Origin of the sequence: Nocardioides sp. YIM 152315 (assembly GCF_029210375.1) — a bacterium.
Lineage (GTDB): Bacteria > Actinomycetota > Actinomycetes > Propionibacteriales > Nocardioidaceae > Nocardioides.
Genome location: NZ_JARGER010000037.1, coordinates 77,199 through 104,084 on the forward strand (window position 1 = coordinate 77,199; position 26,886 = coordinate 104,084).

Below are 26,886 nucleotides of genomic sequence, written 5' to 3' on the forward strand. Positions count from 1 at the left end.
GGCCGTCAGGCTATGCCCGGCGCCGGTGCCTCCACGGGCGGAAGGCCAGGGCCAGCACGATGCCGATGCCGACACCGAGGATCGCTCCGGTGACGTTGTCGACGACGTCGGTGACGTCGCACGCGCGGTCGATCCGAGCGAGCGCGAGCTGGGTCGCCTCGATCGCGACGGAGTAGCCGATGAGCACGAGCAGCCCGACCGGCACCAGCACCACCGCCGCCCGCGGCCAGCGCGCGACGGCGAGCACCAGCAGCGCGCCGGCGGGGACGAAGATCAGTGTGTTGAGCATCCGCTGGCCCCCGGCGAAGATCCAAAAGCCCTCCGGCGCCGGCCCGCCGATGTCCCAGGAGCACGTCTCGAGGCGGCCCTCGGCCGAGACGATGCCGGGTGCGCCGTTCGCGGGGATCAGGGTGACCGAGCCGATGATCGCCAGCGACCAGAGGAGCCCGGCGATCGACCAGGCGGTGACCACGCCGAGCCGCGGCCGCAGCGTCACGGCCACCAGCCCGCAGAGCCCCCCGGCGAGCGCGATGAGGGCGAGCATCACCCCCACGCCACCGACCGGAAACACGCCCTCGACGCTAGCCGACGCCGATCAGCCGACGCCGATCAGCCGACGCCGATCAGCCGACGCTGGCGAGCAGGTGCGCGAGCATCGGCTGCAGCACCTGGGACTCCGGGTCGTCCAGGTGGCGGTAGAAGTCGGCGATCTCGAGTACGACGTACCCGTGCAGCGCGGTCCAGAGCTGCGCAGCCACGGGCGCGGGGTCAGCCTGCCGCAGCGCGCCGGCGACCATCGCCCGCTCGACCAGCGCGACCAGCTGGTCGAACGCGGCGAGGCCGACCTCGAGCTCCTCGTCGTGGAGGCGGTACTCGCCGAGCGACGCGGAGCCGAACATCACCGAGTAGAGGTGCGGGTCCGCGAGCGCGTGTGCGCGGTAGGCCGCGGCGGCCGCGGCGAGGTCGACGACCGGGTCGTCGGTGAGCCCGGCGGCCGCGACCCGGTCGTAGAGGCGCCGGAACCCCTCCGCGACCACCGCCCGCACCAGCCCGGGCATGCCGCCGAAGTGCGTGTAGACCGCCATCGTCGACGTGCCGACGTCGCGCGCCAGCCGCCGCGCGGAGAGCGCACCGGGCCCCTCCTCCCCGAGCACGTCGGCGGCGGCCTCGATGAGCCGCTGGCGGACGTCAGGTTCGGCGGACACGGTTGCCATCCTTCCATAACGGCGTTATGGTCACCGGATAACACCGTTATCGGAGGCGTCGAGATGAACCGCTACCTGCAGGACAACTTCGCTCCCGTCCACGAGGAGCACACGGCCTTCGACCTCGAGGTCACGGGCACGATCCCCGGCCACCTCGACGGGCGCTACCTGCGCAACGGCCCGACCCCGCGACCGACCCCGGCGTCGACTACCACTGGTTCCTCGGCGAGGGGATGGTGCACGGCGTCCGGCTCGGCGACGGCCGGGCGCAGTGGTACCGCAACCGCTGGGTGCGCCCGGTCGGCGACGACTTCGCGCCCAACACCAACGTGCTCGCGCACGCCGGCCGCACCCTCGCCCTGGTAGAGGCCGGCTCGCCGCCGTACGAGCTCACCGACGACCTCGACACCGTGGGGCCGTGCGCGCTCGGCACGGTCACCGGCGGCTACACCGCCCATCCGCACGAGGATCCCGACACCGGCGAGCTGCACGCCATCTCCTACAGCTGGACGCGCGGCAACCTCGTCGACTACTCCGTGCTCGACACCGCCGGACGGGTCCGCCACCAGGTCGAGATCGAGGTCACCGGCAGCCCGATGATCCACGACTGCGCGCTGACCGAGCACTACGTGGTCGTCTACGACCTGCCGGTCACCTTCGACCTCGGCATGGTCGCCGGCGAGCCGCCGCGACCGCTGCAGGCGACCGACCGGCTGATCGACGCGACGCTGCGCACCCGCACCTACCGGCCGCTGCCCTACTCGTGGGACGCCGACTACCCCGCCCGGATCGGGCTGCTGCCGCGCGACGGCGCGGGCGCCGACGTGCGCTGGTTCGAGATCGACCAGTGCTACGTCTTCCACACGCTCAACGCCTACGAGGACGGCACGGACGTCGTCATCGACGTCGTGCGGCACGACCGCATGTTCGCGACCGACTTCACCGGCCCGAACGAGGGTCCGGCGTACCTCACGCGCTTCACCGTCAACACCGCGGCCGGCAAGGTGCGCGAGCACCGCTTCGACGAGCACAGCCAGGAGTTCCCGCGGTACGACGAGCGGCTGACCGCCCGCCGGCACCGGTTCGGGTACGCCGCGGGCGTCGTCGCGGAGGGCGTGCGCACCGGCGACTCCGTGCTCAAGCACGACGTCGTCGCGGGCACCACCATCGAGCGGCGGCTCGGCGCCGGGCGCGAGGTCAGCGAGTTCTGCTTCGTGCCCGACGCGCCCGACGCCGCGGAGGACGAGGGGATCCTGATGGGCTACGTGTTCGACCGCGACACCGGCCGCAGCGACCTGCGGCTTCTCGACGCAGCCACCCTCGACGACGTCGCCGCGATCCACCTCCCCGGCCGCGTCCCGGCCGGCTTCCACGGCAACTGGGCGCCGACCGCCTGAGGGCCGAGGGTCGCTGACGACTGCGGCCACTTCTCCCGCACCTCCCGCACTTCTCGGGTGTTGCGATGGCCGAGAAGTGCGGGAACACCCGGTGCACCGGGTATTCCGCGAGCGGCGCCTACGGCAGCACGACCTCGCCACCAGGCACGGCCGGCAGGTCCCGGCCGACCGTCACGTCGACCGGGTTGGTGAGGCAGCGGATCGAGCCGCCACCCTTGTGGAACTCCGACACGTCGACGAGGACGACCTCGAAGCCCCACTCCTCCAGCTGCGCGCGCACCCGGTCGGGGCAGGCCGGCATGAGCACCGTGCGGCCCAGCACGATCGAGTTGGCGCAGAACGTCGTGAGCGCCTCCTCCTCGGTGAGCACCAGCGGCTCGGCGACGAGCTCGAGCAGGGCGGCGGCCGACTCCTCGTCGAGGGCGGCCGGGCAGACGAGCGCGCGCCGGTCGTCGAGCGGGCAGAAGGCCAGGTCGAGGTGGTACATCCCCGGGTGGGTGATCCGCAGCCCGCGGACCCGCAGTCCCAGCTCGGTCGCGAGGTGCTTGAGCGCGAGCTCCTCGGTGCGTGGGCCGTAGCCGACCACCAGCGCGTCGCCGAACGCGAACGCGTCGCCCGCCTCCAGGTGCGCGCCGACACCGTCGCGGCCGACGTACGACGTGGCGAACCCGCGCGCGGCGAACCACGGCTGCGCGGAGCGGGTCTCCATCCGGCGCTCGTCGTAGCGCATGTGCGACATGACGACGTGCGGCACGCCCTCCTCGCGGACCAGGCCGAGGCCGAGGTTCATCGCGTAGACCATGTCGGGGGCGTCCTCGCGCTGCGGCAGCGCCTCGACGGTGCCGCCGTGTCGCTCGATCGCGGCCACCAGGCCGCGCCACTGCGCCATCGCCCGGGCCGGGTCGGGCTGGTCGTCGGGGTCCATGAACGGGTTGATGACGTACTCGACCCGGAAGTGGGTCGGCTCGACCATCACGTACCGACGTCCCCACTGCAGCTCCACGACCTGACCTCCCTCGACGGCTTTCCTCATCTATCGTCAGATTGTCTGACAAACTGACAGATCCGGAGTATAGAGCACAATGGACGCCATGTCCGATCCGGCCGGGCCCTTCAGCTCCCTGCACCTCGAGCTCAGCTCGACGGTGGACCGGGTCGCCGACGAGTTGCGCCGGGCGGTCTTCGACGGCGAGCTCGAGTCGGGCACCCCGCTGCGCGAGGTCGCGCTCGCCGAGTCCCTCGGCGTCTCGCGCCCGACCATCCGCGAGGCGCTCGGCACCCTCGTCGCCGAGGGGCTCGCGACCCGAGAGCCCAACCGGGGCGTCGCGGTGTCCGCGCCCGACCCCGACTCGGTCCGCGACATCTGCCGGTCGCGGCTCGTGCTCGAGGGTGCCGGCGTACGCCGCTGGCCGGGCGCCGACGAGCCGCTCCGTGACGCCGTGCGCACCTCGCTGGTCGACTACACCGGGGCGGTCCGGACCGGAGGCTCCTACCAGGAGCTCAACGGGCGCCACCTCGCGTTCCACGTCTCCCTGGTCGGCCTCACCGGCTCCCCGCGCCTGGTCGCGATGGCCGAGAGCCTCATGATCGAGCTCAGGCTCGCACTGGCACAGGTCGACCGGATCCGGCGCAACGCCCACGACCAGGCTGACACCCACACCCAGCTCGTGATGCTGCTCGAGCGCGGGGACGTCGACGGCGCCTCGGCGTTCCTCGAGCGCCACCTCGAGGACGCCGAGACCTCCATCCTCCAAGCGCTGGGCCTCCGACGCCTCTAGGGTGAGGGCGTGGGACTCCTCAAGTTCATCGGGTGGCTCGCCACCAACGTCGTCGCGCTGGGAGCCGCCTGCGTGATCTTCGACGGCATCGGCTTCCGTGGCTCGTCCGGCTGGGACGAGGTCACCGACAACTTCTGGCCGCTGCTCTTCGTCGCACTGATCCTCGGCATCGTCAACTCGTTCGTGAGTCCGGTGATCAAGTTCCTGTCGATCCCGTTCATCATCATCACGCTGGGGCTCTTCCTGCTCCTGATCAACGCACTGATGCTGCTGTTCACCGAGTGGCTGGCCGGGCTCTTCGACCTCGACTTCTTCGTCGACGGATTCTGGAACGCCGTCGGCGGCGCCATCGTGATCACGATCGTGACGTGGGCCGTGGGTCTCGTCTTCGGCGACGCCGCGAAGGCATGAGCCGACGGCGTGGAGAGACTGCCACCGGGGCGTGAGCCCGGCCGCTACCGCATCGAACTGGTCTGCCTGGGCAACATCTGCCGCTCCCCGATGGCGCACGTCGTCCTCGAGGAGCGGCTGGCCGGCGCCGGCCTCGCCGACGTCGTGGAGGTCACCAGCTCCGGCACGGGCGACTGGCACGTCGGGAACCCGATGGACCGCCGCGCCGCCGCCACCCTGACCGCGGCGGGGTACGACGCGAGCCGGCACCGCGCGCGGCAGTGGACCGACCTCGACGCCGCCGACCTCTACCTCGCCATGGACGCCGACAACCTCGGCGGCATCGGCGGTCCGGGCGAACGGGCCCGGATGTTCCGCGACCTCGACCCGACGGAAGCCGGGGCCGACGTACCGGACCCGTACTACGGTGGGGACGACGGCTTCGAGGAGGTCCTGGGGATGGTGGAGCGCACGGCGTCCGCGATCGTCGAGGCGCTGCGTCGCGAGCGGCCCTGGGAACCCTCCGCGCCGTGACCCGGCAACCGTTGGTCGCACGACGTGCCGAGGAGCTCCTGGGCACGTCGGTCATCGCGACCGCGCCCGTCGCCGGCGGAGACATCGCCACGGCCACGAGGCTGCGGCTCAGCGACGGCACCACCGCGCTGATGAAGACGCTGCCCCACGCCCCCGACGAGTTCTTCACCGCCGAGGCCGACGGCCTCCGGTGGCTCGGCGAGGCGGCGGCCACCGGCGCGCAGGTGCCCGAGGTGCTCGGCGCCGACCACGAGTGCCTGATCATCCGGTGGGTCGAGCCGGGCAAGAACTCCGTGGACGCCGCGGCCGCGTTCGGCCGCGAGCTCGCCGCGACCCACGCCGCGGGGGCCGAGTCCTTCGGGCGCGAGCGCGACGGCTACATCGGCCGGCTGCCCCTGCCCAACCGTCCGGCCGACACGTGGGCGGAGTTCTACGCCGTACGCCGGGTGCTCCCCTACCTCAAGCTCGCCCGCGACCGCGGGCACGCCGACGACGCGGACGCCACCACGATCGAGGCGGTCGTGGCCAAGCTGGCCGACCTGGTCCCCGCCGAGCCGCCGGCCCGCCTGCACGGCGACCTGTGGAACGGCAACGTGCTCTGGGGGCTCGACGGCCGCGTGTGGCTGATCGACCCTGCGGCGTACGCCGGCCACCGGGAGGTCGACCTCGCGATGCTGTCGCTCTTCGGGCTGCCCCACCTGCCGCGGGTGCTCGACGCCTACCACGAGGCCGCCCCGCTCGCCGACGGCTGGCAGGACCGCGCCGCGCTGCACCAGATCTTCCCGCTGCTCGTGCACGCGTGCCACTTCGGCGGTGGGTACGCCGCCCGCGCGGCCCAGGCGGCCGCGACGTACCTCTGATCGTTCTCAGTGCCGGCTCAGGCTCGGCTGGCAGAGTGTGACCGTGAGCAGCAAGCCCGTCCCGAAGCCGCGCGTGCTCGTCGTCGACGACGACAAGGCGGTGCGCGAGTCGCTGCGGCGCTCGCTGGAGTTCAACGGCTACGAGGTCGTGCTCGCCACCGACGGCGCGGAGGCGCTGGCGGCGATCGCCGCGACCGATCCCGACGTCGTCGTCATGGACGTGATGATGCCGCGGCTCGACGGTCTCGAGGCGACCAAGGCGCTGCGCCAGGCCGGCAACGACCTGCCGATCCTCGTGCTCACCGCGCGCGACGCGGTCGGCGACCGGGTCGAGGGGCTGGACGCCGGCGCCGACGACTACCTCACCAAGCCCTTCGCCCTGCAGGAGCTGCTCGCCCGGCTGCGCGCGCTGCTGCGCCGCGTCGTCCCTCGCGAGGAGGACGAGGACGAGGTGCTCGGCTTCGCCGACCTCTCCATGGACCTCGCCAGCCGCGAGGTCAGGCGCGGCGACCGGGCGATCGAGCTGACGCGCACCGAGTTCGCGCTGCTCGAGATGTTCCTGCGCCGCCCGCGCCGGGTGCTGGAGCGGTCGTTCATCCTCGAGGAGGTCTGGGGATACGACTTCCCCACGACCGCCAACTCGCTGGAGGTCTACGTCGGCTACCTGCGCCGCAAGACCGAGGCGGAGGGCGAGTCCCGCCTGATCCACACCGTGCGCGGTGTCGGCTACGTCCTGAAGGAAACGTGACCGTCCTCCCGCCCTTCGGGCCGGACGGCCGCTGGCACTACCGCCGGTCGCTGGCGTCCCGGGTGACGATCCTGACCACGCTCGCGGCGGGCGCCACCGTGGCGCTGCTGGCGTTCGGCGCCTACATCACCGTCCGGATGCAGCTCCAGGCGACGCTCGACGACTCGCTGCTGCACCGGGCCGAGACGACGCCCACCGAGACCCTGTGCAACCAGAACTTCACCTTCCCCGCGGACTACTTCGGCGCCACCAACGTGTGGGTGGCCTGCATGGACTCCAGCGGCAGCGGCCTCTTCCGCGGCAAGAAGGTCGACGAGCCCCAGAAGCTCATCGGTGACCAGGAGGTCGCGGTCTCCCGCGGCGAGCGGAGCACCTCGGTGCGCACCGTCAGCGGCAACGGCACCCGGTGGCGGATCGCCGCGGTGCACCGCGACGACGGGAGCACGATGGTGATCGGGCAGTCGCTCGACTCCCAGGAGGCGCTGCTCGCCAAGCTCGGCATCGTGATGCTGCTCTTCGGCGGCGCCGGGGTCATCGGCGCAGGGCTCGCCGGCTGGGCCGTCGCGCGCAACGGGCTGCGTCCCGTGCGCCGGCTGACGACGTCGGTCGAGGACATCGCCCGCACCGAGGACCTGCGGCCGCTGCCGGTCGAGGGCGACGACGAGATCGCCCGCCTGGCCGCGGCGTTCAACCAGATGCTCGCCGCGCTCGCCGCCTCCCGCGACCGGCAGCGGCAGCTGGTCGCGGACGCCGGCCACGAGCTGCGTACGCCGCTCACCTCGCTCCGCACCAACATCGACCTGCTCACCCAGGCCGACGGCGAGGGCGGCATGGAGCTGCCGCCGGGCGCCAAGGCCGAGCTCCTCGACGACGTCCGCGCCCAGATCGAGGAGCTGACGACGCTCATCGGCGACCTCGTCGAGCTGGCCCGCGACGAGCCGCTGACCCACGTCGTCGAGGCCGTCGACCTGCCCGAGGTCGTCGAGCGTGCGATCGCCCGGGTCCGCCGGCGGGCGCCGGGGCTGAGTTTCGCGGTCGAACTCGCGCCCTGGTACGTCGTCGGCGAGGACGCCGGCCTCGAGCGGGCGATCACCAACCTGCTCGACAACGCCGCGAAGTGGAGCCGCGAGGGCGGCCGGATCACCGTCACGCTCGCCGACGGCACGCTCACCGTCGACGACGAGGGCCCGGGCATCGCCGAGGAGGACCGACCCCACGTGTTCGACCGCTTCTACCGCTCGCCGGAGTCCCGCGGGATGTCCGGCTCCGGCCTCGGGCTGTCGATCGTGCGGCAGGTCGCCGAGCGGCACTCCGGCACCGTCGAGGTCGGCGACGCCCCGGGCGGCGGCGCGCGCCTGACGATGTGGCTCCCCGGCTCCGTGAGCCCGGTCCCGAGCTGGACCCCCGCCTGATGCGCGCCCGCCCCGTCGCCGTGCTGGTCGCGGCCGGCCTCGCGCTGGCCGGCTGCTCTTCGGACGACGCTCCCTCCGAGGCCACCTCCGAAGCGGAGTCCGCCGCCGCGAACGTCGGCTGGAGCCCCTGCGACGACCTCACCGCCGCCACGGTCGGGCGCCTGGTCGGCGCGCGCGTGGCCGAGCGGACCGGCAGCGTGACCGAGCCCCGGTGCACGTTCGTCCCGAAGCGCGACGGCGGCGCGGCGTACGACATCAGCTACCTGTGGTTCGCCGGCGGCCTTGACGAGGCACTCGACGCGATGGGCGCCGCCGGTGCCCAGCTGGAGCCGGTGGACGTCGACGGCGCCGACGCGGCGCGGATGGTCGTGCGCACGCAGAGGTCGGGCATGCTCGTCACCGGATTCGTGCAGACCGAGGGCCTGGTGCAGAGCGTCAACGCCGTGCAGGTGAAGCCGTACGACGAGGATGCGGTCGTCGCCGGCGCGAGGGCGCTGATGGCGGAGCTGGCTGACGGGGCGCCGTCGTCGCCGTCCGGATAGCCCGGCGTCAGGTCAGGCGGAACGTCGCCCGGTAGGTCGTCGGGGTCACACCCACCGCCCGGTGGAAGTGGCGGCGCAGGGTCGCCGCGGTGCCCATCCCGCAGCTGGCGGCGACCTGGTCGACGCTGGCGTCGGTGCGCTCGAGGAGCTCCTGCGCGCGGGCGATCCGCTGCTGGTGCAGCCAGACCAGCGGCCCGGCCTGGAGCTCGGCCCGCATCCGGCGGGCGAGCTGGCGGGTGCTGAGGCCGGCGTGGTCGGCGAGCTCGCGCACGGTGAGGGGCCGGTCGAGCCGGGCGCGCGCCCACTCGAGCGTCGGCGCCAGCCCGTCGGGGTTCCGGGGCTCGGTCGGTGCGGCGATGAACTGGGCCTGCCCGCCGCTGCGATGGGCGGGGACGACGAGGCGCCGGGCGAGGCCGGTCGCGGCGGTGGCGCCGAGGTCGCGACGGACGAGGTGGAGGCAGAGGTCGAGGGCGGCCGTCTTGCCCGCCGAGGTGAGCACGTCGCCCTCGTCGACGTAGAGCACGTCGGCGCGGACGTCGACCGCCGGGTAGCGCTGCGCCAGCTCGTCCGCGTGCATCCAGTGGGTGGCCGCGGCGCGTCCGTCGAGCAGGCCGGCCGCCGCGAGCACGAAGGAGCCCGTGCACAGCGACGCGATCTGGGCACCGCCGCGGTGGGCGGCGCGCAGGCCGGCGACGAGTGCCGGATCCGGGTCGGCTCCGACGTCCTCGACGGAGGGCACCACCACGAGGTCGGCTCCGCCGAGGCCGGCGTACGAGGACGTCGGCAGGTGCGGCAGCCAGCGGTGCGGCGCGCCGTCCGGGGTGCACACGACGGCGTCGTACCACGCGCCGCCGGGCGCGAGGTCGGACCGGTCGACCCCGAGGATCTCGGCGGCGATCGCCGCCTCGTAGAGCATCACGGACTCGTGCATGACGAGGGCGACGCGCGGCATGTCCGAAAGTGTACGCACCATGTCGTTTCGGACGCTCGCGCACCGGGCCGGACCGCCCGAGGATCATCGTCGTGAACACATCCGAGCGAGCTTCCGCACCGGTCCTGGTCTACGGCGCCACCGGGCACACGGGGCGCTTCGTCGTCGACGAGCTCCTGCGCCGGGGGGTGACCCCCGTCCTCGCGGGGCGCGACGCCGAGCGGCTCGCCGCCGTTGCGCCCGACCACGGTCTCGAGGTCCGCGAGGTCGGCCTCGACGACCGCGACCGGCTGCGCCGGGCCGCGTCCGACGTCGGCGCGGTCGTCAACTGCGCCGGGCCGTTCCTCGACACCGCGGTGCCGCTCGCGCGGGCGGCGGTCGGGGCCGGGGCGCACTACCTCGACCTCACCGCCGAGCAGTCCGTCGTGCGGGAGCTCTACCGCCGGCTCGACGCACCGGCTCGGCACGCGGGCGTCGCCGTCGTACCCGCCATGGCGTTCTACGGAGGGCTCGCCGACCTGCTCGTGACGTCGGTGCTCGACGGCGACACACGCGCGGACGCGGTGGACGTCGCCATCGGCCTGGACCACTGGTGGCCGACCGCCGGCACGCGCGTCACGGGGCACCGCAACACCGCGACCCGCCAGGTGATCCGGGCGGGCCGACTGGCGCCGCTGGCGGACCCCGCGCCGACCCGCACCTGGTCCTTCCGCGAACCGCTCGGCGACCACGCGGTCGTGGAGCTGCCGTTCTCGGAGGTCCTCACGATCCACCGCCACCTGCGGGTCGGCGAGCTCCGCTCCCACCTGAACGCCGCGCCGCTACAGGAGCTCCGCGACCCGACGACCCCGGCGCCGAGCCCGACGGACGGGTCCGGCCGGTCCGCGCAGCGCTTCACCGTGGAGGTGGTCGTACGCCGCGGCGCCGAGCGCCGCCGGGTGAGTGCCGAGGGCCGCGACATCTACGCCGTCTCGGCGCCGATCGTGGTCGAGGGAGCGGTGCGGCTCCTCGACGGCCGAGGCGCGGGGGCCGGGGCGCTCGCGCCGGGCCAGGCCTTCGACGCCGACGACGTCCTGCGGGCCCTGGAGCGCGAGGCGCCGGACTTCCGCGTGTGCCGTTGAGCGCCTGCCGCGGGCCACCCCCGAGAATGGCCCCGTGACCGACGAGATCGCGTTCTTCACCAGGACCGGCGACGACCTGGCCCCGACCCCGCTCGCGTGCAGCATGTGGAGCGACGACCAGCTGCACGGCGTCGCGCTCAGCGGCGCGCTCGCCCGGGCGGCGGAGCAGGCGCTCGCCGCGACCGGACGCGACGACCTGCGCCCGGCGCGATGGGTGGTCGACCTCTTCCGGGCCGCGCGGATGCAGCCGTGCACGCTGACGACCAGCGTCGTGCGCGAGGGCTCCCGGATCTGCCTGGTCGACGTGTCGATGAGCCAGGCCGGCGAGCCCGTGGCGCGCGCGTCGGCGACGTTCCTCAAGCCGTCGGGGACCGCGCCGGGCGAGGTCTGGCAGCCGCCCGAGCGGCCCGCTCCCCCGCCGCTGGACGTGGCCCCGGAGACCGACGAGCCGCGGGTGCCGTTCCTGCGCTCGGCGTCCGGCTGGTCGCAGGACTTCACCGAGCACCAGAACCCCGACCGGAAGGCGTCCTGGAGCAGCGCGATGCCCGTGGTGTCCGGCGAGCCGCTCTCGCCCTTCCAGGCCGTCGCCGCCGCCGCCGACGGCGCGAGCATGGTGACCAACTGGGGCACCCGCGGCGTGGAGTACATCAACACCGACATCGCGCTGACGCTGGCCCGCGAGCCGGTCGGCGTCGAGATCGGGCTGCTCGCCACCGACCGCGTCGAGCACGACGGCATCGCGTCCGGGACCACCGCCGTCTTCGACCGGGCCGGCGCCCTCGGCACCGTCACGGTCGCCGCCCTCGCCAACGCCCGCCGGCGCGTCGACATGGGCGGCGTGGAGTACGCCGACGACGGGCGGCGGCGTACGGCGTCGCGGGTCTGAGCCACCCGGGTCCGTGTCGACACCCTGGCCGTGACGGTCTGCTTCTCGGGCAGTCCCTGCGCTTCTGCGGGGTTGCATTGCCCGAGAAGTGCGGGAATACCCGGTGCACCGGGTATTCCGGCAAGGTCCGCGTCAAGCGCCGTACGGATTGCGCCAGGATCGCTCGAAGGGCAGCCGCCACGCGTGCGGCGCGACCAGCTGGTGGATCGCGTTCGGTCCCCACGAGCCGGGAGCGTAGAGGCGCACGGGCGACGGGTTCTGCAGCAGCGGCGTCGACTTCTCCCAGAGCGTCTCGATGCCCTCGGCGGTCGTGAAGAGGGTGTGGTCTCCACGCAGGGCGTCGTAGATGAGGCGCTCGTAGGCCTCGAGCACGGCGTACGCCGACGAGGTCTCGTGCGTCGCGAACTGCATCGACAGCTTCTCCAGCTTCATGCCCGGTCCGGGGCGCTTGCCGTAGAAGGAGAGTGACATCTTCGACTGGTCGGCGAGGTCGAAGGTGAGGTGGTCGGGTCCCTGGGTGCCCGCGTTGGAGCCCGCGGGGAACATCGTCAGCGGCGGCTCCTTGAACGCGATCGAGATGATGCGCGCCCCCTCGGCCAGCTTCTTCCCGGTGCGCAGGTAGAACGGCACCCCCGCCCAGCGCCAGTTGTCGATCTCGACCTTGAGCGCGACGAACGTGTCGGTGTCGGAGTCGTCGGTGGCGTCGGGGTTGTCGCGGTAGCCGGCGTACTGGCCGCGGACCACGTTGTGCGGCTCGATCGGTCGCATCGACCGGAAGACCTTGAGCTTCTCGTCGCTGATCGGGCCGGGCGCGAGCGAGGTGGGCGGCTCCATCGCCATGAACGCCAGGACCTGCATCAGGTGGGTGACGACCATGTCGCGATAGGCGCCGGTGGTCTCGTAGAACTTCGTGCGGACCTCGAGGCCGAGCGTCTCGGGGACGTCGATCTGCACGTGGTCGATGAAGTTGCGGTTCCAGATCGGCTCGAACAGGCCGTTGGCGAAGCGGAACGCCAGGATGTTCTGCGCCGCCTCCTTGCCGAGGAAGTGGTCGATGCGGAAGATCTGGCTCTCGTCGAAGACCTGGTGCAGCCGCTCGTTGAGCCGCTTCGCCGACTCGAGGTCGGTGCCGAACGGCTTCTCCATGATGATCCGCGACTGCTTGACCAGCCCGGCCTCGTCGAGCTGGCGGACCACGTCGAGCGCAGCCTTGGGCGGGACGCTCAGGTAGTGGAGGAACCGGACGGGCTGCCCACCGCGGCCGACGTCGCGCTCCGCCGCCCGCATCGCCTCGGCCAACGCCGGCGGACCGGCGGACTGCGGCACGTAGGTCAGCAGCTCCGAGAACCGGCTCCACTGCTCGTCGGAGAAGGCCCGGTGGCTGTACTCGACGCACGCATCGTGGGCGAGCTGCACGAAGGCGGCGGTGTCGATGTCCTCCAGCGACGTGCCGACGATGCGCGAGTCGTCGATGAGGCCGGCCTGCCAGAGGTGGAAGAGCCCCGGGAGGAGCTTGCGCCGGGAGAGGTCACCGGTGGCGCCGAACAGGAGGACCACGTGTGCGTTGTCCATGGATCGAGCCTAGTCCGCCGGCGATGGGCGTCACGCCCCGTCGAAGACGCGCAGCAGTCGCTCCGCCTTCCAGCGTGACTCGGCCCACTCCTCGCCGACGTCGGACCGGACCGTGACGGCGCCGCCCGTCCCCAGCACGTAGCGGCCCTCGCCGGCGGTCATCAGGCTGCGGATCACCACGCCGAGATCGGCCCGTCCGTCGGCGCTGACCCAGCCGAAGGCCCCGGCGTACGCACCGCGCGGCGTCGCCTCGACCTCGTCGATCACCTCCATCGTGCGCAGCTTGGGCGCGCCGGTCATCGAGCCGGCCGGGAAGAGCGCGCGCAGCGCCTCGACCGTCGTGACCTCGTCGCGGAGCCGTCCCCGGACGGTGCTGACCAGCTGGTGCACGGACTCGTAGGACTCGACGTCCATGAGCGTCGGCACCGTGACCGTGCCCGGCTCGCACACCATCGACAGGTCGTTGCGGAGCAGGTCGACGATCATCAGGTTCTCGGCGCGGAACCTCGGGTCGGTGCACAGCCGCTGGCGCGCCTCCTCGTCACGCTCGGCGGTCGCGCCGCGGGGCGTGGTGCCCTTGATCGGCTTGGTCTCCAGCGTGCGGTCGGCCGACACCAGCGCGTAGCGCTCCGGGCTCGAGCTGAGCAGCCACGCCCGCGCGCCGGGGACGTCGTGCTGGAGGAATCCGGCGTACGGCGCGGGGTTGAGGTCGCGCAGCCGCAGGTACGCCGCCGCCGGGTCGAGCTCGCTCGCGCACTCCGCCCGGTAGGTGAGGTTGACCTCGTAGGTGTTGCCGGCGTGCAGGTGCTCCTGGACGCGGTCGAAGGCGGCGGCGTAGGCGGTGGGGGCCGCGGAATACCCGGTGCACCGGGTATTCCCGCGCTTCTCGGCCGTTGCAACACCCGAGAAGCGCGCGTTCTGCCCGAGAAGTGGGTGCTCGAACACGCGCACCCGCGACGGCCGCATCCAGACGGCGTCGGGCAGGTCGCCGCCGACGGCCGCGGGCAGGTCGGGCCGGCACGCGTAGCCGAGGTAGCCGAACCACGAGGCGTCGGCCGGCCCGGACGCCAGCTCGGCGGCGAGCACGTCGAACACGTCGTCGCCCACGACCTCGGCCCGGCCGCCGGCGTGCCGCGTCACCACGCGCGCGGCCGCGTCGTACGTCAGCGAGACGTCGGACTCCTCGAGCCAGCCGACGATCGAGCGGCGGCCCGACCACTCGCGCGCGCCGCCGCCGTCGAGCCAGAAGCAGCGGGCGTGCGAGGACGCGACGGACCGGAAGACCGGCACCGGGTCAGTCATGACGCCCGAGGAAGTTCGCGACCAGGGTGGCGCCGTGCTCCGACAGGACCGACTCCGGATGGAACTGGACGCCCTCCAGCGGCAGCGTCCGGTGCCGCACCCCCATCACCACGCCGTCCTCCGACCGCGCGGTCACCGCCAGACACGACGGGACGTCGACCGCCGCCAGCGAGTGGTAGCGCACGGCCGCGAGCGGCGACGGCAGGCCGGCGAAGACGCCGAGGCCGTCGTGGGCCACGGACCCCACGTCGCCGTGGGCGGGGGTGACGCGGTCGACGGTGCCGCCGTACGCCGTGACGAGCCCCTGCATCCCCAGGCACACGCCGAGCACGGGGCTGGTCGCGCGGCGCAGCACCTCACGCCCCACCGAGAAGTCACCGGGCGCGTCCGGGTGCCCCGGTCCCGGCGACAGCACGACGTAGGGGAACGCGAGGACGTCGTCGGCCGAGACCTCGTCGTGCTGCACGACCGTCGGCAGCGAGCCGGTCACCTCGGCGATGAGGTGGACGAGGTTCCAGGTGTAGGAGTCGTGATGGTCGACCACGACGACGGCGGCCACCGGGCGGCCCTACGACGGCGGCAGCAGCAGGTCGGCCACCAGCCCGTGCAGCACGTCGAAGCCGTGCTCGGTGAGGATGGACTCGGCGTGGAACTGGATGCCGCGGTAGTGCGGTCCGCGCACCAGGTGGATGTCACCGGTCCGGACGTCCGCCTCGACCTCGACGCCGGCGGGCGCTCCGGCGGCGCCGACCCGGCCGACGAAGGTGTTGTAGAAGCCGACCCGCTCGGTGCGGCCGGCGATGGTGACCGGCGACTGCGTGCCCTGGAAGACGATGTCCTTGTAGGCGAGCGGGACGCCGAGGTGGTGGCACAGCGCCTGGTGGCCCAGGCAGACCGCGAGGAACGGTCGCTCGGCGGCCATCAGCTCGGCGACCGCGGCCCGAAGGTTGGTCATCTTCGGGTCGTCGCCGTCGCGCGGGTCGCCCGGCCCCGGCCCGACGATCGCGAGGTCGAAGCCGTCGAGGCAGCCGGGCACGTAGTCCTCGTGCCGCACGACCTCGCTGGTCATGCCGATCACGCCGAGCACGTGGCGCAGCATGTTCACGAAGTCGTCCTCGCCGTCGAGGATCACCACCGACTTCCCGGACAGCCGGGCGTCGGGCGCGGCGCCGCCCTGGTCGGTCAGCCAGAAGGTGGAGAGCCGCCGGTTGCGCGCGTTCAGCGCGAGCAGCACGTCCTCGTCGTTGACGAGCTCGGCGACGTTCACGCCGGGCGTCGGGGCCGGCGGCACCAGGCCGAAGGCGCTCAGGATGCCGCCGGCCTTGGCGTGCGTCTCCGCGACCTCGTACGCCGGGTCGGAGTCGCGCACCAGGGTCGCCCCGGCGGTGACCGTGAGGCGCCCGTCCAGCCCGACGTCGGCGGTGCGGATCACGATCGGGCTGTCGACGACCGGACCACCCTCCTCGTCGCGGCCGAGGATCGCGAGGGCCGCGCCGTAGTAGCCGCGGCCCTCGGACTCGTACTGCCTGATCAGCCGGCACGCGTTCTCGACCGGCGACCCGGTGACGGTGGCGGCGTACATGGTGTCGCGCAGCACCTCGCGCGGGTCGCGGCTCGTGCGGCCGGCCAGCAGGTACTCGGTGTGCACGAGGCGGCTCATGGGCTTGAGGAAGGGTCCGAGCACCTGGCCACCCTCGTGGCAGATGTCGCACATCATCTTCAGCTCCTCGTCGACGACCATGAAGAGCTCGAAGATCTCCTTCTCGTCGTGGAGGAAGTCGAGGAGCTGGCGCTTGAGGCCGGCACCGTCGCCGCTCGGCAGCCGGAAGGTGCCGCTGATCGGGTTCATCCGCACGTCGCCCCCGTGGATGGAGACGTGCCGCTCGGGGCTGGCGCCGATCAGGAAGCGGTCGCCGGTGAAGAAGACGTAGGTCCAGTACGACCCGCGCTCGCGCTCGAGCAGTCGTCGGAACACCGTGAGGGCCTTGTCGGCGCCCCAGTCGGCGACGGTCGCGCGGTAGTGGCGTCCGATGACGAGGTTGGCGCCCTCGCCCTGCCCGATCTCGTCGGTGATGATCGAGGAGACGAGCTTGCCGTAGTCGTCGTCGTCGGTCTCGAACCCGCCGCGGTCGGCGAACTCCACCCCGGTGTCCTCGATCGCGTCGATCACCTCCTCGACGGTGAACTCCAGCTCCGACTCGACGTCCACCACCACCAGCGGGGTGCCGTCGTCGTGCGCCTCGAACCCGCGCTCGGCCACCTGCCGGAAGGGGATCGCGAGCAGCCGGTCGGCGATGTGACCGTCCTCCGGCACCCCGTCGGCGAGAGGTACGTCGAGGATCGACTCGACCACGCTGCGCCGGCCGCCCACCACGCCGACCGTGTCGCGGTCACCGGCCCGCGTGGAGCGCCGGATGATCGCCCACGCCTCGTGCCCCTGGACGGCCGCGATGGCTTCCCGGGCAGACGTGGTCGCGTTCATGGCGTCAATCTACGCACCCGGCGGGCCCGCCGGCGGGGGCTGTCCGGGATCACGAAGGTTGGGTATGCCCGGCCGCGGACCCGCTCGGCGACGGGTGCCTCGTGTCTAGGCTCGCGGACGTCAGCCACTCCCAGCGCAAGGATCCCGTCATCACCACCACCGCAGACGACCCGATCCCGTTCGCGCAGCCGGACGTCGGCGACGCCGAGGCGGACGCCGTCCGCGACGCCATCCGCGCCGGCTGGCTGACCACCGGCAGGATCACGGCCGAGTTCGAGCGCGAGTTCGCGGAGGCCGTCGGCGCCGCGCATGCCGTCGCCGTCACGAGCGCCACCGCCGCGCTCCACCTGGCGCTGGAGGCCGCCGGGGTCGGCCCCGGCGACGAGGTGCTGGTGCCGACCTGGACGTTCACGGCGTCCGCCGAGGTGGTGCGCTACCTCGGCGCGGACCCGGTCATGGTGGACGTCGACGCGTCGACCATGGCGCTCGACCTGGAGCGTGCTGCCAAGGCGGTGACCGACCGCACCAAGGCGGTGGTCCCGGTCCACTTCGCCGGCCTGCCGATGGATCCGGCCGCGCTGTCCCGCTTCGCCCGTGACCACGGGCTGCAGGTCGTCGAGGACGCCGCGCACGCGTTCCCCGCCGGCACCGACGGCCGGCCCGTCGGTGGAGGCGACTCCGCGGCGACTGCCTTCAGCTTCTACTCGACCAAGACGATGACGACCGGCGAGGGTGGCATGCTCACCACCAACGACGACGCGATCGCCGCCCGCGCCCGGATCATGCGGCTCCACGGCATCGACCGCGACGTCCTCGACCGCTACACGCGCGTCGGCGCCAAGTGGCAGTACGACGTGGTCGCGCCGGGCTACAAGTACAACCTCACCGACATCGCGTCCGCCCTGGGCCGCGTGCAGCTGTCACGCGCTCCCGGGATGCGCCAGCGCCGCGAGGTGATCGCCCGGCGCTACACGGAGGCGTTCGCCGACCTCCCGCTCCAGCTGCCGGCCGGTCCCGCCGACAACGTGACCCACGCGTGGCACCTCTACAGCGTCCGGCTGCGGGACGCCGCGATCGATCGCGACGAGTTCGTCGAGCGCATGGGCCGCTCCGGGGTGGCCACCAGCGTCCACTTCATCCCCCTGCACAAGATGAGCTACTGGCGCGAGCGGTTCGACCTGCGCGACGCGGACTTCCCCGTGGCGACCGAGTCCTTCGCGCGTGCGGTCAGCCTGCCGATCTCCTCGTCCCTGACCGATGCCCAGGTCGAGCGGGTGGTGTCGACCGTGCGGGACTGCCTGACGACTGAGTGACCTCAGATCGTCCCGGTCACGGGGTCGACCGAGGGGCGAGATGGTCGTCCGCCGTCGAGCCATTAGTCTGGGGACCGGTGAGCACACCCCTGTGCGCCCGACGGGAGGAGCGCATGCATGCCACGTGAGCTCCACCGGCAGCTGGCCAGGTTCCTGGTCGTCGGCGGCATCAACACGCTCGCGACGTACGCGCTGTTCATCGTCCTCGCCACGATGATGCCGGCCTGGCTCGCATACACGCTGGCGTACGTCCTCGGGCTGGTGTGGGTCGTGCTCGGCACCTCTCGCTTCGTCTTCGGCGCCGCATCGAGGTCGCGACTCCTGGCCTTCGCCGCCTGGTACGTGATGGTCTACCTCGTCGGCAGGCTGGTCCTCCACCTGCTCGACCCGGCGGGTGGCCGCGAGCTGCTCGTGGCCACCGTCGTACTCATGATGGCGACCGTTCCGCTGTCCTTCCTCGGTGGGCGGATCCTGCTGCACCGTCCGGAGCCTCCGCGCGCGCCACACCGTCCCCGCGACGCCGTGATCGAGACACCCGCGGCTCGCGGACGAGTCGACGAGCGTCGCTAAGGGCTGCCCACCAGCGGCGGCACGCGATCCGCGGTGACCTCGACGGCCCTACCCCACGGAGAACGTCGGCGGCGGGAAGCCCGAATCCGCCGGAAGTCGGCGTCACCAGATCAACGTGGTTGAATTCGGCAAGTGTCCAGCCTCGTTCAGGTACCGGTCAACGACCTGTCGCGCGCCATCGCCGCACACCGCCGCGAGATCGACTCCGCGATCGCCGACGTGCTCGATTCCGGGTGGGTCGTGCTCGGGCCCCAGGTCTCGGGTCTCGAAACCGAGCTCGCGGCCCACCTCGGCGTGAGCGAGGCAGTCTCCGTCGCGAACGGGACGGACGCGCTGACCATCGCGCTCACGGCCTTGGGCTGCTCGCCCGGCGACCGCGTCGCGACGGTGGCGAACGCAGGGGGCTACTCGACGACGGCCATCCGCAACGTCGGCGCGGTCCCGGTGTATGTCGACGTCGATCCCGACACGGCGCTCATGACCCCGTCGACACTCGCGCCCGCCCTCGACCTGGACGTCGACGTCGTGGTGGTGACGCACCTGTTCGGCGCCATGGCCGAGATCGGCGAGCTCGTCGACCTCTGTCACGCGCGCGGGGTCAAGGTCCTCGAGGACTGCGCCCAGGCGATCGGTGCCGAGCGAGGCGGCCGCCGGGCAGGGTCCTTCGGCGATGCCGCGGCGTTCAGCTTCTACCCGACGAAGAACCTCGGTGCACTCGGCGACGGCGGCGCCGTCTGCAGCAACGACATCGAGCTGGCCGAGGCCGTCCGCTCCCTGCGCCAGTACGGCTGGCAGGGCAAGTACCGGATCAGTCGGCCGCATGGCCGCAACAGCCGACTCGACGAGATGCAGGCCGCGATCCTCCGCCGCCGACTGCCCTTCCTCGCGGCCGCGAACGAGCGCCGACGTGGCATTCACCGTCGCTACGCCGAGGCGATGCGGACCGGCCGCGTCTTCGGCAGCCACGATCCGTCCTTCGTCGCCCACCTGGCCGTGCTCGACCTGGACGACCGCGAGGCGGCGCGTGCCGACTTCGAAGCGGCGGGGATCGGCACCGACGTGCACTACCCCGTCCCCGACCACCTGCACACCGTGGAGGCGGGCTACCTGGTCGCGGACACGCTCGAGGTCACCGAGCGTCTCGCGGACCGGATCCTGACCGTTCCCTGCTTCGCGGAGCTGGACGACGAGGAAGTCGATCGGGTGTGCGAGGTCCTCGCGTCGTGGTGACGGCCGACTCCGCCGGCGAGGGCTGCTCGCCGATCCGCTACTCCGTCGTGGTCCCCGTCTACGGCAATGCAGAGACCCTGAACGCGGTCGTCGATCGACTGGTCGCCATGGACGGCGACCTCGGCGGCGGGCTCGAGGCCGTGTTCGTGGTGGACGGCTCTCCCGACGACTCCTACCAGCTGCTGAGCAAGCTGCTGCCCGGCTGCGGGATCCCGAGCCAGCTCGTCGCACACTCTCGCAACTTCGGCAGCTTCGCCGCCATCCGCACCGGGTTCCGCCATGCGCGCGGCGACTACGTCGCCGCGATGGCCGCCGACCTGCAGGAGCCGGCCGAGCTCGTGCACGAGTTCTTCCTCCGGCTGCGCGAGGGCGACGTCGACGTCGTGGTCGGCGCCCGGACCAAGCGCCAGGACCCCCTGCTGAGCTCGGTGATGGCGCGCCTCTTCTGGGGGACCTACCGCCGTACCGTGCACCGCGCGATCCCGCCGGGCGGAGTCGACATCTTCGGCTGCACGCGTGCGGTCGCCGAGCGGCTCGTGTCGCTCGAAGAGTCTCACTCCAGCCTGGTCGGTCTGCTCTACTGGATCGGCTACCGCCGCGTCGAGGTCCCGTACGAGCGGCAGGAGCGCACCTCGGGCAAGAGCGGCTGGTCGGTGCGCCGCAAGTACCGCTACTTCCTCGACAGCGTGTACTCGTTCTCCGACCTGCCGATCACCTTGTTGGTGCTGATCGGCGCCGCGGGATCGCTGCTCACGGTGTCCGTCTCCCTGGTCACCATCGTGGCGCGCATCGCCGGCTTCATCGACGTCCCCGGGTACACCGCTCTCATGCTGGTGACCCTGATGTCCGCCACCAGCATCCTGCTCGGGCTCGGGGTGGTCGGCTCCTACGTCTGGCGCACCTACGAGAACAGCAAGCATCGACCCACGGCGATTGCCATGAGCCACGACGTCTTCACTCCGGGAGAGAACTGATGAGCGCCTTCGTCCACCCTCAGGCACTGTGCGAGAGCGAGCACGTCGGAGACGGCACCCGGGTGTGGGCGTTCGCACACGTGCTGCCGGGAGCGGTCCTCGGGGCGGACTGCAACATCTGCGACGGCGTCTTCATCGAGAACGACGTCGTCGTGGGAGACCGCGTCACGATCAAGTGCGGCGTCCAGCTCTGGGACGGCGTCCGTCTCGAGGACGATGTCTTCGTCGGCCCGAACGCGACGTTCACCAACGACATGTACCCGCGCAGTCGCGAGTACCCGGACTCGTTCGCGACCACGGTGGTCGGGACCGGCGCCTCCATCGGTGCGAACGCGACCATCCTCCCCGGTGTCCGCATCGGCCGCCGCGCGATGGTCGGCGCGGGCGCGGTCGTGACCAAGGACGTCCCGCCCAACGCCGTGGTCGTCGGCAACCCGGCCCACATCGCCGGCTACTCCGGCAGCGCCCAGACCGTCGAGCGGCCGGGGTCCGCCTCGCCGTCGATCGCGAAGGAGACCGAGGCCCTCCCCGGAGGAGCCCGTGTCGTCACGCTGACCCGCGCGACCGACCTCCGTGGCAGCCTCGTCGCCGTCGACCACGAGGCCGACCTGCCGTTCGTCGCCCGGCGGACCTTCGTCGTCTACGACGTCCCCAGCCGAGACGTGCGTGGCGAGCACGCCCACCGGGAGTGTGAGCAGCTGCTGGTGTGCCTGCGCGGATCCGTGCAGGCGCTGGTCGACGACGGCAAGGATCGGCGCGAGCTGCTGCTCGATCGACCCGACCAGGGCCTGCACGTACCCGCCATGGTCTGGGGCACCCAGTACAAGTACTCCTCCGATGCCGTGCTGCTCGTCTACGCCTCGCGTCCGTACGAGGACGGCGACTACATCCGCGACTACGAGACGTTCCTCGCAGAGGCCGCCGCGCGGTGACCCGAGGCACGATGTGGGCCCGTCTCACGGGCAGCCCGGTCGCGCGGTCCCGCGCCGCCGTGACCCTGGTCTTCGCGGCCGCCACCCTCGTGCTGGCGTGGCCGACGCTGCGCGGGCGCACCATCTCCGTGGTGCCGACGTTCCAGACCGCCACCTATCCGTGGGCCGCGGACCCGCGGGGCCTCGCCTATGCGTGGGCGCAGTCTGACTCGGCCGAGAGCTCCTACCCCTGGTCGGCGCTGGCTCAGCGCACCTGGCGCGACGGCGCCCTGCCGCTGTGGGACCCCCACAGCTTCGGCGGTGGCACTCCGCTCGCGGTCGACGGCGTGTCCGCGACCCTCTATCCCGTCCGCGCCGTGCTGGACACGGCGTTCCCGCTCTGGCTCGCCCACGACCTCTTCTTCCTGCTCCACATCGTGGCCGCCGGGCTCGCGACGTACTGGCTCGCTCGTCGGTGGGGCTGCCGCCGCGCGGGCGCCACCTTCGCGGGTGTCGGTTGGATGACCAGCGCCTACGTGTGGGGCTGGGCGCAGCTGGAGATGGTCACGCCGTTCCTGCTCTTCCTCCCCCTCGCGCTCGCGGCGTGCGACCGGGCGGTGAAGCAGCCGACCCGGCGCTCCTTCGTCGTCGCGGCGGTCGTGCTCGCGCTCGGCATGGTGGCCGGCAACATCGCCTACGCGCTCGTCGTGATGGCGACGGCCGCGTTCTACGTCCTCGCCCTGCTCGTCGCGCGGGCGTGGCAGTCACGAGAGCGCCGCCCGATCGTCGTCGACTTCCTCCGGGCCGGTCTGCTCCTGGGCCTGGGGCTCGCGCTCAGTGCGGTCGTCGTGCTGCCGACGTTGCTGAACCTGTCGCGGGTGAGCCGGGAGCCGTACACCTTCGAACAGATCCGGACCTCGCTGCTCGTGCCGTGGCACGAGTACACCCGCCTGGTCACGCCGCCTCCGAGTCCCCCGACCGCCCTCGACCTCAACCTCCTGATGTACGTCGCCCCGGTGGTGCTGGGACTCGCCCTGGTCGGGCTGACGTTCCCGGGATCTCGCCCGGCCGGCATCGGCCGGCTGCTGCTCCTGATCGTGCCGGTGCTGGCCGCCTCCGCCGCGCCCGTCGCCTGGCTCACCTACCACCTGCTCCCGGGCTTCGACACGGTGCTGCCCTCGCGGCTGCTCCCGGTGAGCCTGCTGGCCGTGCACCTGCTCGCCGCTGTCGGCCTGGACCGGCTGCTCTCGTGGCTGCGACCGCTGCCACGGCGCCGCTTCACGGTGCCCGTCCTGAAGCGCGAGGCCGCCACGCCGAGCGTCGCGGTCGTGCTGACCGCGGCCCTGCTGCTGGCCGTCTTCTGGCCGTCCTTCGCCGTGGGCCGGTCGCTGAACCCGCCCGACCTGGATGTCGACGAGCACCCGCTCTTCCCCGTCACGCCGGCGCTCGAGGCGATCGCCGCCCTCGACGGCGACGACGACTGGCCGTCCCGGGTGGTCCCCGGCACGACGTCGCTGGCGACCGACCCGCCGAGCACGACCGCACCGGCCCTGGTCGGGGGCACTCCCCTGGTCCCCGGGGTGGACAGCTGGGGCGGGTACTCCAGCTCGACCCCCGAGCGCACCTCGGAGCTGATGCGGGTCGTCTCCGGGGAGGACCAGGCGACGGTGCTCGGCCCGGGCGTCCCCCCGTCCCTGTCGTACCCGAGGTTCCCGACCGGCGCGGTCGACTGGCCGCTGGCCTGCCGGCTGGGCACCGACGCCGCGCTCCTGCCACCGACCACGCCCGACGTGGCGGAGGACTGGGGGTCGCTGGACCCGGAGAGGTCGCTGACCGAGGTCTACTCGGGGCCGGACGGCCGCGTCCTGAGCCTCCCGGAGGCCTGCGCCTCCACGCCGTACGTCGCGACGTCGATCGTGCGCAAGTCGGGCGACGGGGCCGCGTTCGATGCCCTGCGCGACCAGGGCCGGCGCACGCTTCGCGGCAACCAGGAGCGCGCGTGGCGCACGGTCGTGCCCGCGCACGCCCCCGACCTGGACGTGGACGAGGACGCGACCGGCGAGGTGACCACGGCGGTCCGCGACGGCCTCGACGCGGTCGTGGACGTTCGGGCGACCGGGCGGGTCCTGGTGGTGCTGCCGATCTCCCACGATGCCGGCTGGCAGGCCACGATCGACGGGACCGACGCGCCCATCCGGCGGGTGGACTTCAACCGGGTCGGCGTGGTCGTCGGAGAGGGAGAGCACGAGGTCCGGCTCTCCTACCGTCCCGCCGGATGGACGCCGGGTCTCGTGCTGACCGGCCTCGGACTCCTCGCCTGCGTCGCGCTCATGGCCGGCGGGCTCGTCAGGGGATCGAGGCGCAGCAGTCCGAGACCAGGACGACAGCGTGCCCACGGCTGACACGTCACGCCGCCGATCACCGCGCGCCGACTGGCTGCGCCGCGTCGGCGTCGGCGCCTACTTCGCAGCCGCGACACTGGCCTTCGGCTGGCCGGCGCTGCTGGGCAGGGCATCGTCCGTCGTCCCCAGCATGCAGGCGCGTCTGTGGCCCTGGCGAGGCGACCTGGACCCGTCGACGTTGCCGCCGCTCGGTCTCCAGCTCGACGGTGCCGTGTCGTCCTACCCGTGGTCGCAGACGTTCCACGAGGCGATTCGTCACCTGGAGCTGCCGTTCTGGGACTGGCACAGCTTCCTGGGCGGCTACGATCTGGCGAGCAACGGCGTCGCCGGCGCCTTCTACCCGGTGCACTGGGTCGTCTGGATGCTCTTCGACCCGCTGACGGGCCACACCGCCTACATGCTCCTGCACCTGTGGCTGGGTGGACTGGCGATGTACCTGCTGCTGCGCCACTGGCACCTGGGCGGTCCCGCAGGGCTGGTGGGCGGCACCTGCTGGATGATGTGCTCCTACAACGTCGCGTGGCTCCAGGCGGAGATGATGACGCCGATCCTCGTCGTCACGCCCCTCGTCTTCTGGGCGCTGAGCGCGGTCGTCAAGCAGCCGGACTGGCCGCGGGTGATGGTCGGCTCGGCAGCCGTCGCCCTGGCGCTGGTGGCGGGCAACATCGTGGTGTTCCTCGTCGTGCTCTGGGTGGCCGGCCTCGCAGCAGCGCTCCGCGCGGCGCTGCAGGCAGCATCGTCGCGCGACTGGCGAGCCGTGCTCCGGCCGTGGGGTGCGCTGGTGGGCGTCGGGCTCGGCGGTCTCGCGCTGTCGGCCGTGGTCACCCTTCCGACGCTGCACAACCTGCTGACCCTCGGTCGGGTCACGGCATCGCGCGCCGAGTCGCTCCCGCCGCGAGTCGCGCTCGACGACGTCGCGGCGCAGTGGTGGAGCGCTCCACCTGCCGAGAGCTCGCTGGTGCTCTTCAGCCTCTTCTGGTGTGGCCGGGTGGCGCTCGTGCTGGCCGCGATCGGGCTGTCGCGGCGCGGTCGTCTCCGCTGGATGGCGCTCGCACTGGTTTTGCTCTTCGGCGCCCTGCCGTACGTCCCGGAGCTGGTGACGCTCAGCTGGTTCACCATCCCACCCGTGCGTGCCGTCTCGGGGTTCGGCCGGCTGGCGTTCCTCGCCGCGTTCGGCCTCGCGATCCTGGCCGCCCTCGGCACCAGCCAGCTGGCACGCATCGTCTCGAGCCGCGCTGGCGCGCGCCCGCGCGCGTCGACTGCACGGTGGGCTCTCGGGCTCGCTCTGGGGGTGCTCGTCGTCGCCGAGATGATCCCCTTCGCGCGAGCGTCGAACCCTCCCTGGAAGAGCTACTCGGCGGCGTCGCTCTACCCGGCGACCGAGATCCACCAGGCGCTCGCCGAGTTCGACAGGACCAGCCCGTGGCCGGCACTGGTGCTCCCGATCAGCGGAGTCGGCGATCCGCAGGTCCCCTTCAGCGGCAACTCGTTCTGGGGGGCGACCGCGCACAGCGGCGACATCGACTCGGTCGGCGGATACGACAGCGCCGTGCCCCGCCGAGCCGCGGCCGTGACGCGACTGATGCAGGGCACTCCTGCGGCGGAGGCGTGGAAACCGTACGGCGGCGCGCTCCTGCCGACGTTCTCACCCGAGTGGAGCCGGATCGACCTGGCCGGCCAACTGGGAATCACCCACCTCTACACGCCACCGGACGTGGACCTCTCGGTCTCGGCGTACAGCGGGGCGAACGCGCAGCTGCGGCGCGTCGTCTCCGGACCCCACGGCACCCTGTGGCGGGTCGACGGCACGAGTCGAGGACCGAGACTGGTCGACGACGCGGTGCTCGTGCCGGGGCCGGGCGACGCCCTGGCCCGGGTGGCCACCCACGACCCGCAGAGCAGCGCGACCGTCGTGCTCGAGTCACGGGACGGGGACGAGGCGCCGCCGAAGGCCCCGCCGGCCGCCGCGGACAGCCCGGGCTCGGTGCACGAGACCCTCCGGGAGACCAACAGCGCCCACGTCGAGGTCACCGCGGAGCGCGCGGCGTGGCTGGTGATGCCCATCGGGTTCGCCGACGGATGGCACGCCGAGATCGACGGACACCCGACGAGCGTTCGACCGGCCGACTTCGCCTACTCGGCGGTGCGCGTGCCGGAGGGCGACCACCGGGTCACGTTCAGCTACCGCCCTCCGCTCCAGGTCCCCGGCCTGGTGTTGACGTGCGCTTGGGTAGCGTTCGCGACCGGACTGCTCATCCGATCAGGGATCCGGCGACGGAGCCTTCCAGCAGAACAGGAGAGTCATGCCGCGCGGACCTGAGCTCGT

Annotated in this window: 25 protein-coding genes; 17 read left to right on the plus strand and 8 right to left on the minus strand. The window is 72.5% G+C overall.

Features of this window, described 5'->3' with window-relative positions:
- Positions 1–10 precede the first annotated feature (10 nt).
- Positions 11–571 (minus strand): VanZ family protein, encoded by a 561-nt coding sequence (locus PZ894_RS11970; protein WP_275745037.1) that lies wholly within the window; start codon positions 569–571, stop codon positions 11–13.
- 52 nt (positions 572–623) lie between these two features.
- Positions 624–1,205 carry a TetR/AcrR family transcriptional regulator gene (locus tag PZ894_RS11975; protein WP_275745039.1) on the minus strand — a complete coding sequence of 194 codons (582 nt, stop codon included), beginning with the start codon at positions 1,203–1,205 and terminating at the stop codon, positions 624–626.
- A gap of 233 nt (positions 1,206–1,438) precedes the next feature.
- On the opposite strand from PZ894_RS11975, the gene PZ894_RS11980 reads away from it, so the two are divergent.
- Entirely contained in the window at positions 1,439–2,602 is a 1,164-nt protein-coding gene (locus tag PZ894_RS11980) for a carotenoid oxygenase family protein (protein ID WP_345799150.1), read from the plus strand.
- A gap of 118 nt (positions 2,603–2,720) precedes the next feature.
- Here the strand turns inward: PZ894_RS11980 and PZ894_RS11985 are convergent, their stop codons facing one another.
- The gene (locus PZ894_RS11985) at positions 2,721–3,635 is read right to left on the minus strand and encodes an arginine deiminase family protein (RefSeq protein WP_275745041.1); all 915 of its coding nucleotides are present in this window, start codon (positions 3,633–3,635) and stop codon (positions 2,721–2,723) included.
- A 58-nt stretch (positions 3,636–3,693) separates the two neighbouring features.
- Between PZ894_RS11985 and PZ894_RS11990 the strand changes: the two genes are divergently transcribed.
- The 7 genes from PZ894_RS11990 to PZ894_RS12020 are packed head-to-tail and all read left to right on the plus strand — an operon-like array spanning position 3,694 to position 8,866.
- Positions 3,694–4,380, plus strand: coding sequence for a GntR family transcriptional regulator (locus tag PZ894_RS11990; protein WP_275745043.1), 687 nt, complete (start codon positions 3,694–3,696; stop codon positions 4,378–4,380).
- Positions 4,381–4,389: 9 nt separating this feature from the next.
- Entirely contained in the window at positions 4,390–4,791 is a 402-nt protein-coding gene (locus PZ894_RS11995; RefSeq protein WP_275745044.1) for a phage holin family protein, read from the plus strand.
- Positions 4,792–4,800: 9 nt separating this feature from the next.
- On the plus strand, positions 4,801–5,304 hold the full coding sequence (locus PZ894_RS12000) for a low molecular weight protein-tyrosine-phosphatase (RefSeq protein ID WP_275745046.1): 504 nt from the start codon (positions 4,801–4,803) through the stop codon (positions 5,302–5,304).
- Positions 5,301–6,164, plus strand: a complete 864-nt coding sequence (locus PZ894_RS12005) for a fructosamine kinase family protein (protein ID WP_275745048.1) — start codon at positions 5,301–5,303, stop codon at positions 6,162–6,164. Before PZ894_RS12000 ends, PZ894_RS12005 begins: the two co-directional genes overlap by 4 nt.
- A 43-nt stretch (positions 6,165–6,207) precedes the next feature.
- Positions 6,208–6,912: a response regulator transcription factor gene (locus tag PZ894_RS12010; protein WP_275745050.1), complete on the plus strand. Its 705-nt coding sequence runs from the start codon at positions 6,208–6,210 to the stop codon at positions 6,910–6,912.
- Positions 6,909–8,324 (plus strand): HAMP domain-containing sensor histidine kinase, encoded by a 1,416-nt coding sequence (locus PZ894_RS12015; RefSeq protein ID WP_275745052.1) that lies wholly within the window; start codon positions 6,909–6,911, stop codon positions 8,322–8,324. Before PZ894_RS12010 ends, PZ894_RS12015 begins: the two co-directional genes overlap by 4 nt.
- Positions 8,324–8,866, plus strand: coding sequence for a DUF3558 family protein (locus PZ894_RS12020; protein WP_275745054.1), 543 nt, complete (start codon positions 8,324–8,326; stop codon positions 8,864–8,866). Before PZ894_RS12015 ends, PZ894_RS12020 begins: the two co-directional genes overlap by 1 nt.
- Before the next feature lie 7 nt (positions 8,867–8,873).
- Here PZ894_RS12020 and PZ894_RS12025 read toward each other — a convergent pair whose 3' ends face one another.
- Positions 8,874–9,818 (minus strand): helix-turn-helix domain-containing protein, encoded by a 945-nt coding sequence (locus tag PZ894_RS12025; protein ID WP_275745055.1) that lies wholly within the window; start codon positions 9,816–9,818, stop codon positions 8,874–8,876.
- A gap of 71 nt (positions 9,819–9,889) precedes the next feature.
- On the opposite strand from PZ894_RS12025, the gene PZ894_RS12030 reads away from it, so the two are divergent.
- Positions 9,890–10,918: a saccharopine dehydrogenase NADP-binding domain-containing protein gene (locus tag PZ894_RS12030; RefSeq protein WP_275745057.1), complete on the plus strand. Its 1,029-nt coding sequence runs from the start codon at positions 9,890–9,892 to the stop codon at positions 10,916–10,918.
- Between the two features lie 34 nt (positions 10,919–10,952).
- The gene (locus tag PZ894_RS12035) at positions 10,953–11,804 is read left to right on the plus strand and encodes an acyl-CoA thioesterase domain-containing protein (RefSeq protein WP_275745058.1); all 852 of its coding nucleotides are present in this window, start codon (positions 10,953–10,955) and stop codon (positions 11,802–11,804) included.
- A 132-nt stretch (positions 11,805–11,936) separates the two neighbouring features.
- On the opposite strand, the gene zwf is transcribed toward PZ894_RS12035, so the two are convergent.
- Genes zwf through PZ894_RS12055 form a run of 4 tightly spaced genes read right to left on the minus strand, consistent with a single transcriptional unit; the run spans position 11,937 to position 17,160 of the window.
- Entirely contained in the window at positions 11,937–13,376 is a 1,440-nt protein-coding gene (gene zwf / locus PZ894_RS12040) for a glucose-6-phosphate dehydrogenase (protein WP_275745059.1), read from the minus strand.
- Positions 13,377–13,406: 30 nt separating this feature from the next.
- Positions 13,407–14,678, minus strand: a complete 1,272-nt coding sequence (locus PZ894_RS12045; protein WP_275745060.1) for an anthranilate synthase component I family protein — start codon at positions 14,676–14,678, stop codon at positions 13,407–13,409.
- Entirely contained in the window at positions 14,671–15,237 is a 567-nt protein-coding gene (locus tag PZ894_RS12050; protein ID WP_275745061.1) for an aminodeoxychorismate/anthranilate synthase component II, read from the minus strand. Before PZ894_RS12050 ends, PZ894_RS12045 begins: the two co-directional genes overlap by 8 nt.
- A 9-nt stretch (positions 15,238–15,246) precedes the next feature.
- Positions 15,247–17,160 (minus strand): anthranilate synthase family protein, encoded by a 1,914-nt coding sequence (locus PZ894_RS12055; protein WP_275745063.1) that lies wholly within the window; start codon positions 17,158–17,160, stop codon positions 15,247–15,249.
- Positions 17,161–17,261: 101 nt separating this feature from the next.
- Between PZ894_RS12055 and PZ894_RS12060 the strand changes: the two genes are divergently transcribed.
- From PZ894_RS12060 to PZ894_RS12090, 7 genes are all read left to right on the plus strand, one after another.
- Positions 17,262–18,473 (plus strand): DegT/DnrJ/EryC1/StrS aminotransferase family protein, encoded by a 1,212-nt coding sequence (locus PZ894_RS12060; RefSeq protein WP_275745065.1) that lies wholly within the window; start codon positions 17,262–17,264, stop codon positions 18,471–18,473.
- Positions 18,474–18,590: 117 nt separating this feature from the next.
- Entirely contained in the window at positions 18,591–19,043 is a 453-nt protein-coding gene (locus PZ894_RS12065) for a GtrA family protein (RefSeq protein WP_275745066.1), read from the plus strand.
- Between the two features lie 132 nt (positions 19,044–19,175).
- Entirely contained in the window at positions 19,176–20,273 is a 1,098-nt protein-coding gene (locus PZ894_RS12070; RefSeq protein WP_275745067.1) for a DegT/DnrJ/EryC1/StrS family aminotransferase, read from the plus strand.
- Entirely contained in the window at positions 20,270–21,247 is a 978-nt protein-coding gene (locus PZ894_RS12075; RefSeq protein ID WP_275745069.1) for a glycosyltransferase family 2 protein, read from the plus strand. Before PZ894_RS12070 ends, PZ894_RS12075 begins: the two co-directional genes overlap by 4 nt.
- Positions 21,247–22,179 (plus strand): WxcM-like domain-containing protein, encoded by a 933-nt coding sequence (locus PZ894_RS12080; RefSeq protein ID WP_275745070.1) that lies wholly within the window; start codon positions 21,247–21,249, stop codon positions 22,177–22,179. Before PZ894_RS12075 ends, PZ894_RS12080 begins: the two co-directional genes overlap by 1 nt.
- Before the next feature lie 11 nt (positions 22,180–22,190).
- On the plus strand, positions 22,191–24,560 hold the full coding sequence (locus PZ894_RS12085; RefSeq protein ID WP_275745071.1) for a YfhO family protein: 2,370 nt from the start codon (positions 22,191–22,193) through the stop codon (positions 24,558–24,560).
- Positions 24,547–26,880 (plus strand): YfhO family protein, encoded by a 2,334-nt coding sequence (locus PZ894_RS12090; protein WP_275745073.1) that lies wholly within the window; start codon positions 24,547–24,549, stop codon positions 26,878–26,880. Before PZ894_RS12085 ends, PZ894_RS12090 begins: the two co-directional genes overlap by 14 nt.
- Positions 26,881–26,886: the final 6 nt, after the last annotated feature.